This window comes from Actinoalloteichus spitiensis RMV-1378 (assembly GCF_000239155.1).
In the GTDB taxonomy this organism is placed as follows: domain Bacteria; phylum Actinomycetota; class Actinomycetes; order Mycobacteriales; family Pseudonocardiaceae; genus Actinoalloteichus_B; species Actinoalloteichus_B spitiensis.
Genome location: NZ_AGVX02000189.1, coordinates 1 through 9,779 on the forward strand (window position 1 = coordinate 1; position 9,779 = coordinate 9,779).

Annotated in this window: 10 protein-coding genes; 4 read left to right on the forward strand and 6 right to left on the reverse strand. The window is 73.2% G+C overall.

Annotated features, from left to right (window positions below):
* Both ACTIDRAF_RS0209750 and ACTIDRAF_RS0209755 read right to left on the reverse strand, forming a co-directional pair.
* Positions 1 to 716 (reverse strand): enoyl-CoA hydratase/isomerase family protein (locus ACTIDRAF_RS0209750; protein WP_169533971.1); only part of this gene is annotated, 716 nt, incomplete at its 3' end.
* Between the two features lie 32 nt (positions 717 to 748).
* The gene (locus ACTIDRAF_RS0209755) at positions 749 to 1,984 is read right to left on the reverse strand and encodes a thiolase family protein (RefSeq protein ID WP_016698551.1); all 1,236 of its coding nucleotides are present in this window, start codon (positions 1,982 to 1,984) and stop codon (positions 749 to 751) included.
* A 255-nt stretch (positions 1,985 to 2,239) separates the two neighbouring features.
* Between ACTIDRAF_RS0209755 and ACTIDRAF_RS0209760 the strand changes: the two genes are divergently transcribed.
* Positions 2,240 to 2,665, forward strand: coding sequence for a hypothetical protein (locus ACTIDRAF_RS0209760; protein ID WP_016698552.1), 426 nt, complete (start codon positions 2,240 to 2,242; stop codon positions 2,663 to 2,665).
* Positions 2,666 to 2,672: 7 nt separating this feature from the next.
* On the opposite strand, the gene ACTIDRAF_RS0209765 is transcribed toward ACTIDRAF_RS0209760, so the two are convergent.
* The 3 genes from ACTIDRAF_RS0209765 to ACTIDRAF_RS0209775 form a co-directional block, all read right to left on the reverse strand.
* Positions 2,673 to 3,962, reverse strand: a complete 1,290-nt coding sequence (locus tag ACTIDRAF_RS0209765) for a ribonuclease D (RefSeq protein WP_016698553.1) — start codon at positions 3,960 to 3,962, stop codon at positions 2,673 to 2,675.
* Positions 3,963 to 4,059: 97 nt separating this feature from the next.
* Entirely contained in the window at positions 4,060 to 4,776 is a 717-nt protein-coding gene (locus ACTIDRAF_RS28055) for a response regulator (protein WP_035272912.1), read from the reverse strand.
* A gap of 575 nt (positions 4,777 to 5,351) precedes the next feature.
* The gene (locus tag ACTIDRAF_RS0209775) at positions 5,352 to 5,915 is read right to left on the reverse strand and encodes a DUF3000 domain-containing protein (protein WP_016698555.1); all 564 of its coding nucleotides are present in this window, start codon (positions 5,913 to 5,915) and stop codon (positions 5,352 to 5,354) included.
* Between the two features lie 158 nt (positions 5,916 to 6,073).
* On the opposite strand from ACTIDRAF_RS0209775, the gene hemE reads away from it, so the two are divergent.
* Genes hemE through hemQ form a run of 3 tightly spaced genes read left to right on the forward strand, consistent with a single transcriptional unit; the run spans position 6,074 to position 9,361 of the window.
* Complete coding sequence (gene hemE, locus ACTIDRAF_RS0209780) at positions 6,074 to 7,165, forward strand: uroporphyrinogen decarboxylase (protein WP_016698556.1); 1,092 nt, start codon at positions 6,074 to 6,076, stop codon at positions 7,163 to 7,165.
* 37 nt (positions 7,166 to 7,202) lie between these two features.
* Positions 7,203 to 8,666 (forward strand): protoporphyrinogen oxidase, encoded by a 1,464-nt coding sequence (hemG, locus tag ACTIDRAF_RS0209785; protein ID WP_016698557.1) that lies wholly within the window; start codon positions 7,203 to 7,205, stop codon positions 8,664 to 8,666.
* Between the two features lie 2 nt (positions 8,667 to 8,668).
* The gene (gene hemQ, locus ACTIDRAF_RS0209790; RefSeq protein ID WP_016698558.1) at positions 8,669 to 9,361 is read left to right on the forward strand and encodes a hydrogen peroxide-dependent heme synthase; all 693 of its coding nucleotides are present in this window, start codon (positions 8,669 to 8,671) and stop codon (positions 9,359 to 9,361) included.
* 21 nt (positions 9,362 to 9,382) lie between these two features.
* Here hemQ and ACTIDRAF_RS0209795 read toward each other — a convergent pair.
* Positions 9,383 to 9,779: hypothetical protein (locus ACTIDRAF_RS0209795; protein WP_026065939.1), on the reverse strand; the 397-nt coding region annotated here is incomplete at its 5' end.

A 9,779-nucleotide genomic window follows, 5' to 3' on the forward strand; every position in this document is an offset into this window, starting at 1 on the left:
GTCCAGGCCTGGCCCCGGTCGATCTCCGGGCGCTCGGGGCGGATCCGGCCCTCGAGCACCCCGGCCGCCCACAGCAGCGACTGCTCCAGGTAGTCGGCGGAGTCCAGGACGACGTCGACGACGCCCAGTTCGGCGGCCTTGGCCGGGCTCAGCCGCCGGTTCTGGTTGAGCGCGTTCTCGAGGATGACCGTGACGGCCGCGTCCGGCCCGATCAGGTTGGGCAGCAGTTGGGTGCCACCCCATCCCGGGAAGAGCCCCAGGAACGTCTCGGGCAGGGCGAGCATCGCCGCGTTCGCCGCGACGGTGCGGTAGTGGCAGGAGAGCGCGAGTTCGAGACCGCCGCCGAGCGCCGCTCCGTTGACGAAGGCGAAGGTCGGGACGGGGGACTCGGTGAGGCGCCGGAAGACCGCGTGCCCGGTGTGGGCGATCCACCGGGCCTGCTCCGCGGAGGACAACCTGGTGACGCCGGAGAGGTCGGCGCCAACCGCGAAGACGAAGGGCTTCCCCGTCACCGCGATCGCGGCGGGCTCCGCGGCGAAGGCCTCGTCGAGCGCCGCGTCCAGGCTGAGCAGCCCCTGGGGGCCGAGGGTGGAGGGGCGCGTGTGGTCGTGCCCGTTGTCCAGCGTCACCAGGGCGATCGGTCGGTCGACGCCGGGCACCCGGACGAGCCGGGTCACCGACCTGGTCACGACCTCGTCCGGCATCGCGTTCCGCATGTCCTCGGCGGTGACCCCGCCCGTCGTGTCACTCACTTCGCGTCCCCGTTCCGTTCCCGACCGTCCCAGTGCGGGTTCTCCCAGATGACCGTGCCCCCCATGCCGATGCCGATGCACATGGTGGTGATCCCGTAGCGGACCTCGGGGCGTTCGGCGAAGTGGCGGCTGAGCTGCGTCATCAGCCGGACACCCGAGGCGGCCAGGGGGTGGCCGCACGCGATCGCGCCGCCCCACGGGTTCACCCGGGGGTCGTCGTCGGCGATGCCGAAGTGGTCGAGGAAGGCCAGGACCTGGACGGCGAAGGCCTCGTTGATCTCGAACAGGCCGATGTCGTCGATCGTCAGGCCGGCCCTGGCGAGCGCCTGTTCGGTGGCGGGGACCGGCCCGACCCCCATCACCTCGGGGTCGACCCCGGCGAAGGAGTAGCCGACCAGCCGCATCCCCACCGGCAGCCCGAGCTCGGTGGCCGTGTCCTCGCCGGCGATGAGCGCGGCGGTGGCCCCGTCGTTCAGCCCCGCCGAATTGCCGGCGGTGACGCGGCCGTGGGGGCGGAAGGGGGTCTTCAGCCCAGCGAGGGCCTCGACGGTGGTCCCGGGGCGGGGCGGCTCGTCCTCGGTCGCCAGCCCCCAGCCGAGCTCGGCCGACCGGGTGGCGACCGGGACGAGGTCCGCGCTGATCCGACCGGTCTTGACGGCCTCGGCGAACCGCTCCTGGCTGGTCGCCGCGTAGGCGTCGACGCGGCCCCTGTCCAGGTGGGGGAAGCGGTCGTGCAGGTTCTCGGCCGTCTGGCCCATGACCAGCGCCGAGGGGTCCACGAGCTTGTCCGCGAGGAACCGGGGGTTGGGGTCCACCCCCTCGCCCATCGGGTGCCGGCCCATGTGTTCCACACCGCCGGCGAGCGCCACGTCGTAGGCGCCGAAGGCGATACCGCCGGCCACCGAGGTCACGGCGGTCATCGCGCCGGCGCACATCCGGTCGATGGCGAAGCCGGGCACCGAGCGGGGGAGGCCGGCCAGCAGGGCCGCCGTCCTGCCGATGGTCAGTCCCTGGTCCCCGATCTGGGTCGTCGCGGCGATCGCGACCTCACCGATCCGCTCGGGCGGCAGTTGGGGATGTCGCCGGAGAAGTTCCCTGAGCGTCTTGACGACCAGGTCGTCCGCGCGGGTCTCGGCGTAGATGCCCTTCGGGCCGGCTTTGCCGAACGGTGTCCTCACACCGTCGACGAAGACCACGTTCCGAAGCGCACGCGCTGCAACGGCGTCGGCCACGGCGTGCTCCTTCTCCTCGCTGAGTGGGCCCGGGCGCGCAGCTCCGCGCCCGCTGACCGCGATGCTACCCGTCAGTAACCCGAATGCCAGGGTGGGCGGCGAAAAGATCGGGACGCGGGCCGCGGTGCGGCGTTGGAGCGCTCCCATCCACCGGCCGTCCCGAGCCGTGCCGTAGTGTGGCGACCCCGCAACGCGATCAGGGTGGCAGCACGCGCCGCCCGACGTCAGCCCGCGTTCCGGAAAGGACGGACTGGGGTGATCCTGCTCGACAACCGTTGGGCCGTCGCGGTGCCCGGCGACGATCTGGTGACCGGGACGCCGTCGTTCACCGTGGTCACGGTGGACAGGCGGCAGTGGCGGGTTCTCCTCGTGCTGGGGGACAGCCCCGGGCGCGGGACGCTCAAGGTGACGACCCGCGCGGCCGAGACGGCCGCCCTGACCATCGGCAACGCCTTCCTCCCCGGCGCGCGCGGAGTGGGACCGCTGGGCCAGGTGGACGGGGTCACCGCCGATGCCCGGCCGCGCTCCCTGCTGGTGCACCGCGCGCTCCGGCGGCAGGTCCCCCTGGCCGTGTTGCGGCTCAACGGCCACCAGGCCACGCCGGCGCGGCTCGCCTACCAGGGGGACACCGCCGCCCGCCTGGCCGCGGCGCTCCAGCACGCCGCGGCCCTGCTCGAGTGATCGGCGGTCAGGTGGTCGCCCGCAGCGCCTCCGCGAGCTGAGCGGCGGTCAGTTCGATCTGCCACTCACGGGCGTTGCCCGCCCGCAGCGCCGCGCTCACCGACTGGACGTCCAGCTGCTCCGGCGGGCTCCAGCAGGTCCGTCGGACGAGGTCGGGTTGCAGGAGGTTCTCGACCGGCAGCCGCAGTCGTTCGGCGGTCTCGGTCAGCACCGCGCGGGCGGCGGAGAGCCGTGCCGCGGCCTCCGGATCCCGGTCCGCCCACCGGTTGGGCGGTGGTGGGCCGTCCGAGGGCTGCGCCGGGCTGGGGAGTTCGTTCGCCGGCAGCTCTGCCGCCGCCCGCAGGGCGGCCAACCAGGTGTGCGCCCGCCGCCGCTGCGCCCGGCCCCGGAAGACCGGCAGCGCCAACAGCTCGCGCTCGGTCCGCGGAGCGGCCTGCGCCGCTTCGATCACGGCCTTGTCCGGGAGGACCCGCCCGGGAGCGATGTCCCGCGACTCGGCGACGGCGTCCCGCGCCAGCCACAGCTCGCGGACGGCCGCGAGCTGCCGGGGGGCGTGCACCCGGTGGATGCCCGAGGTCCGGCGCCAGGGCTGGGCCCGCGGCGGGGGAGGTGGGGCCGTGCGCACCCACTCGAACTCCTGCGCGGCCCAGTCGAGCTTGCCCTGCCGGCGGAGCTCCTCCTCCAGGGAGTCCCGCAGCGGCACGAGCAGTTCCACGTCGAGAGCGGCGTAGTTCAGCCAGTCCGCCGGCAGGGGGCGACGTGACCAGTCGGCCGCGCCGTGCCCCTTCTCCAGCTCGTACCCCAGCTGCTGCCGCACGAGCGCCGCGAGCGACACACGGGGAAAGCCGGCGAGCCGGCCGGCGAGTTCGGTGTCGAACAACGACGTTGGTCGCAGTCCCAACTCCGCCAGGCACGGCAGGTCCTGCGAGGCCGCGTGTAAGACCCATTCCGGTCCGGTGAGCGCCTCCCTGAGCGGGGCCAGCGCGTCGGCGACGGGGATCGGGTCGATCAGCGCCGTCCCCGCGCCCTCGCGGCGGAGCTGGATCAGGTAGGCGCGGTTGGAGTACCGGTAGCCCGAGGCGCGTTCGGTGTCGACGGCCACCGGGCCGGTGGCGCCGGCCATCGCGGTGGCGACGAGTTGGAGCGCGTTGCGGTCGACGACAACAGGAGGCACGCCATCGGCCGGACGGCGCAGCGGTACCGCCGCGTTCTCCTCCGTGCCCTGAGCGTGTTTCCGGTTCTCACCGCCGCGGTCGCCGGGTCCGACCTCATCCGGGTTGGCTGGTTGAGCGTCCACGGGCGATGACCCTACGTGGCTCTCCCCTCCAGCGGTCCCACAGGCACTGCTGGAGGTGGGGATGGCACGGGTTCGTAGTCGTGCCATCCCCACTCCACTAGCGGATCACGCCAGCCCGCATGGCCAGCGCCACCATCTGCGCACGATCACCGGTACCGAGCTTGCGGCCGATGCGTGACAGGTGGCTCTTGACCGTGAGGGCGGACAGGTTGAGCGCCTCGCCGATCTCCTTGTTGGATCGGCCGTCGGCGACCAGCTGCAACACCTCGACCTCGCGGGCGGACAACTCGCGAGGCGTGTTGTCGGTACCCGGAACCCTGGTGCCCGCCGCGAGGACGGGCGCCACACTCGGGTCGGCGTACACCCCGCCGTCGAGGACCCGGCGAACCCCGTCGGTGACGACCATCGGCGAGGCGGACTTCAGCAGGTACGCCTGAGCGCCCGCCTGGAAGGCCGCCCGTACCGCGTACGGGTCGTCGGAGGATGCCAGGACCACGATCCGGGGCCAACCGTGGCCACGGAGTTCCGTGACCAGGTCGATGCCACTCCCGTCGGGGAGCCCGAGATCGAGGATCGCAAGGTCGCATGGTCCGGTGGCCAGAGCACGAGCTCTGGCTTCGGCCAGCGACGCCGCCTCGTGCACGGTGCCGGCGCCCATCTGCTGCAACCGGGCGGCGATCGCCTCCCGGAGCAGCGGATGGTCGTCCACCACCAGTACCGAGAACAGCTCTTCCCGCGGGTGCGGGACCATGTTGGCCGGCAACGCGCCGGCTGGCGTGGTTCGAACGGCCTGACCTAAGCCGACGGCAGCCACGTCACTACCTCCCTGGAGTCGGTCGTGCCCCCCGACCGGCACCGGGACTCTCGACCAATCAGCCGCGCCACTGATCGACCGAAAGTGGTGTCGACTCGGGCAGCGTAGCCGGCAAACTGTCCCAGCGGGACGATCGAGGCGGGATCTATCCCGATTGGGTTGTCACCTGGACAGGAACTGATAACACGATTGGGTGACGATGAGCGTGTTGGCTAACGCGAGCCGGCCGTAGCGCGACATTCCCTTTTTGATCGTGCGATAGGTGGACCTGGCGCCAGCGGATGGTGGTGCCTCGACGCCACCGAACAGCGCAGCACCCGCGAGTCGGATCACCACCGGGAACCCCGCGTGACCCACGGCGTGGTCCGCGTCCTGTACGGGTCCATTCTGAGATCCCGCCCACTTTTCCGCTCCGGCGGGGTGTCCTCGACCACCATTTCCGTGCGCCGGCCCGCCGCCGAATCCCGTCGAACGCCCGAGCACCCCGCTCGACGACCGGCGAGGGCCAGGCCCACCCGGTGGAGCGGTGGCGCGGTCCGCGGCGCTCCACGGCGCCCGACCGTTCCACGAGCCGATCAGGAGCGGGTGCCGCTCCGGCGTGGGCCGAGCGTGGTCACCCCCACCGGCGGCAACCCCACCGCGCTGGCCAGCACGGAGCACAGCGCGTCGCCGTGCGGGGCGAGATCACCGCTGGCCGCGGTCCAGGACCCGCGCAACTCCAGGTCGTGGGAGCGGGTCGGCCCGGCGATGTCACCGAAGCGCACGGAGGAGGTGACCGTCACCGTCCCCCCGAGCGAGGAGAAGTCGGCCCCGCAGACCTCCAACGCCTCGGTCAGCCAGGACCACCCGACCTCGGTCAGCAGCGGGTCGGCGGCGAACTCGGGGTCCAGCTCCGCCTGGAGGTACACGACAAGCCGGAGCTCACCGCCCCAACCACCGCTCTTCTCCGGATCGTGCAGCACGATCAGCCGGCCGGTGGCGAACTCGCCGGTCGGCCCCGTGACCTCCGCCGTCAACGCGTACGCCCACGGAGCCAGCCGCTGGGGCGGGCGCACTTCCTCGAAGGTCAACTCGGGCCGTGGCCTCACCGACCGCAGCGTGGTCACCGCCTGCCGGAACACCTCGGGTACACCCGACATCCCGGTCACGGCTGGCGACTGTAGGGGCATCCGGCGACGGAATCCCGCAGGCGCGCCGAGAAACCTGGTGGGCGGTCCACGCGCGGCGTGGCGCCCGGAACCCGGCGTGTCGAGGGTCGGTGCCGGCCCCGGGGCGCGCATGGGACGATGGGGTGGCCATGACGAATGCCTCCACGGTCTCGCTACGTCGGGACCTCACCCAGAGCCCCCTGCTGGTCGCGGCCTCCGGCGGAGTCCCCGATCACACGCCCGTGTGGTTCATGCGTCAGGCCGGGAGGTCGCTGCCCGAGTACCGCGAGCTGCGGGCGGGTGTCCCGATGCTCCAGGCGTGCCTGACGCCGGACATGGCCTGCGAGGTCACCCTCCAGCCGGTGCGCAGGCACCGGGTGGACGCGGCGATCCTCTTCAGCGACATCGTCGTTCCGCTGGCGGCGGCCGGCGTCGACCTGGACATCGTCCCGGGCACCGGGCCCGTGATCGCCGAGCCCGTGCGTGACGCGGCCGCGGTGTCCCGCCTGCCGCGCCTCGACCCGGACCAGGTCGCTCCCGTGGCGGAGACGGTCCGGATGCTGCTCGGTGAACTCGGGACGACACCCCTCATCGGCTTCGCCGGTGCTCCGTTCACCCTCGCCTCCTACCTCGTGGAGGGCGGTCCGAGCCGGCACCACGAGCGGACCAAGGCGATGATGCACGGTGACCCCGGCACCTGGCACGCGCTGCTGGACCACCTCGCGGACCTCACCCTGCTGTTCCTCCGCGAGCAGGTGGCCGCCGGTGTCGACGCCGTGCAGCTCTTCGACTCCTGGGCCGGCGCCCTCTCGCTGCGCGAGTACCGGGAGTTCGTCCTCCCGCACAGCGGCAGGGTGCTCGCGGGGCTGGCCGAGGCGGGCGTCCCCCGGATCCACTTCGGGGTCGGGACGGGTGAGCTCCTGGGCGCGATGCGGCAGGCCGGTGCCGATGTCGTCGGCGTGGACTGGCGTCTCCCCCTGGACGAGGCGGTCGGGCGGTTGCGGCTGGCCGACCCGGACGGCCCGCTCCCGGTGGTGCAGGGCAACCTCGACCCCGCCGTGCTGTTCGCCGGCGAGGAGGTGGCGTTGCGGGAGACCGACCGGGTGCTCGCCGAGGGGCGCGCCGCGGCGGGGCACATCTTCAACCTGGGCCACGGTGTCCTGCCCGACACCGACCCCGGAGTGCTCACCCGAGTGGTCGACCACGTGCACGAGACCACCCGCCGCGACACCGGGAAGTGACCGTGGTGGGTGTCGTTCCCGGCCGGGCGGGTCGACCATGACGCACGCGTCCGCGTCGCCCCGCGTCGCCGTCGTCGGAGGCGGTGTCGCCGGACTGACCGCCGCCCACCGGCTGCGGAAGCGGCTCGGCCCGGGGGCGAGCATCACCGTGATCGACCAGGGGCGCGCGGTCGGGGGAAAGCTGCGGGCGGTGCGAGTGGGCGGAGTCCGGTACGACCTGGGTGCCGAGGCGTACCTGGCCCGCCGCCCGGAGGTCACCGACCTGCTCGACGAACTCGACGCGGACGTCGATCTCGTCCACCCGTCAGGGGCCGCTCCCACGGTGCGCGCCGGGGGGCGCACCGTCCGGTTGCCGCGCCGCACCCTCCAGGGCCTCCCGGAGTCCCCCCAGGCCGTCCGCGACGTGCTGTCCCCGGCTGCCGTCGAGGTGGTGGCCTCCGAGGCGGACCAGCCGCCCGTCCGCCTCGCCGGCCAGGACGTCTCCCTGGGTCGACTGGTGCGGGACCGGCTCGGCGACGAGGTGGTCGACCGGCTGGTGGACCCGCTGCTCGGCGGCGTCTACGCGGGCCGGGCCGATGACCTGAGCCTGCGGGCCACCATGCCCGGGTTGGCCTCCCGCCTCGACGAGGAACCCAGCACCTTGCTGGCGGCCGTCAGCCAGCTGATGTCCCCACCCGCGACAGCGGAGAAGCCCCGTCCTCCGGTCTTCGCGACCCTGCGGGAGGGGCTTGCCACCCTGCCCGAGCTGTTGCTGGAGTCCGCGGCGGCCGAGGTCCGACTCGGCCTCCCCGTGCGCTCCGTCGAGCGTGCCGCGAACGGGTGGCGCCTGGAGATCGGTCCCGCCCCCCGCCCGGAGTCCCTCTCGGCGGACCTGGTCGTCCTCGCCGTCCCCGCCCCCGCCGCCGCCCGGCTGCTGGCCGATGTCGCGCCGAGAGCGGCGGCGGCGTACCGGGAGGTCGAGCTCGCCTCGTCGGTCGTGGTGGGGCTGGCACTGCCTCCCGACACCGCCCTGCCCGACAGCAGCGGCGTCCTCGTCGCTGCCGGGGAGCGCCACGCCGACGGCACCCCGTTCACGGCCAAGGCCTTCACTTACTCCAGCCGCAAGTGGCCCCACCTCGCCGGCGGCGGGGACACCCCGGTGCTGGTGCGCGGCTCGGTGGGACGGTTCGGGGAAACCTCCGCCCTGCGGCGGGGAGACGAGGAGATCACCAGGGGCGTGCTCGCCGACCTGGCCGAGCTCCTGGGCACCCCGGTCCGCCCCCTGGACGGGGCGGTGGTGCGCTGGGGTGGGGCGCTGCCGCAGTACGGCGTCGACCACCTGGAGCGCGTCGCGCGGATCACCTCCGGGCTCGACTCCGTCGTGGGGCTCGCGGCGGCGGGCGCCGCCCTGGGCGGGGTCGGGGTCCCGGCCTGCGTGGCCAGCGGGAACGCGGCTGCTGAGAAGGTGTTGGGCGACCTCGACCAGCTGCGGGGCGGGCGCTCGGCCGGTGCGAGGATGTAGCCATGTCGCGGCTTGACTACAACGAACTGAACTCCACGATCCGGTACACGATGTGGTCGGTGTTCCGCGTGCCGGGCGGTAGCCTGCCCTCGGACCGCGCCGACGCGGCCACCGAAGCCCACGACTACCTGGAGTCCCTGCGGGACAAGGGGGTCGAGGTGCGTGGCGTGTACGACGTCGCGGGCCTCCGCGCCGACGCCGACTACATGATCTGGTGGCACGCCGAGGAGGTGGAGACCCTCCAGGCCGCCTACACCGGGCTGCGGCGGACGGCGCTCGGGCGGGCCTCCGAGCCCGTGTGGAGCAACGTCGCGCTGCACCGGCCCGCCGAGTTCAACAAGAGCCACATCCCGGCCTTCCTCGCGGGGGAGGAGCCGCGCCGTTTCGTTTGCGTGTACCCCTTCGTCCGCTCCTACGAGTGGTACCTGCTCCCCGATGCCGATCGGCGCCGCATGCTCGCCGACCACGGCAAGGAGGCGCGTGACTACCCCGACGTGCGGGCGAACACCGTGGCCTCCTTCGCGTTGGGTGACTACGAGTGGATCCTCGCCTTCGAGGCCGACGAACTGCACCGGATCCTCGACCTGATGCGCCACCTCCGGGGGACGGAGGCGCGTCGGCACGTGCGAGAGGAAACCCCCTTCTACACGGGGACCCGGGTGGCGGTCGGGGACCTGGTCGCTGCGCTCCCCTGACGGCGTGGCGGGGTCGGGCCTTCACTCGGCGAAGAACCGGCCCCCGCCGTCGACCCGCAACACCGCCCGCGCCCCGCTGTCCGGGCACTGCCCGTCCTCCGCAAGGCTCCCGGGGGTCAGCTCGATCGTCTCGTTCAGCAGTACCCCGCCCCCGTTCTCGGCCAGCAGAACGCTGATTTCGGTGGGCACGGACGACAGCCCGGGGATCGGGACGAACCCGCTGAGTTCGGTCCGCGAGCGGGGGTCGTCGCAGTCGATGTCCGTGTCGAGCCGATCCTGGGGTACGTGCGGGGTGAGCTCGGCCACCGGACTGGGAGGGGGGACATCGCTCGCGGCGACCGCGGACCGTTCGTGCCGGACGTCCGCAGCGTTCTCCGGCGGAGCGCAGGCGGTGGACGCCGTCGCGCTCCGCACGAGC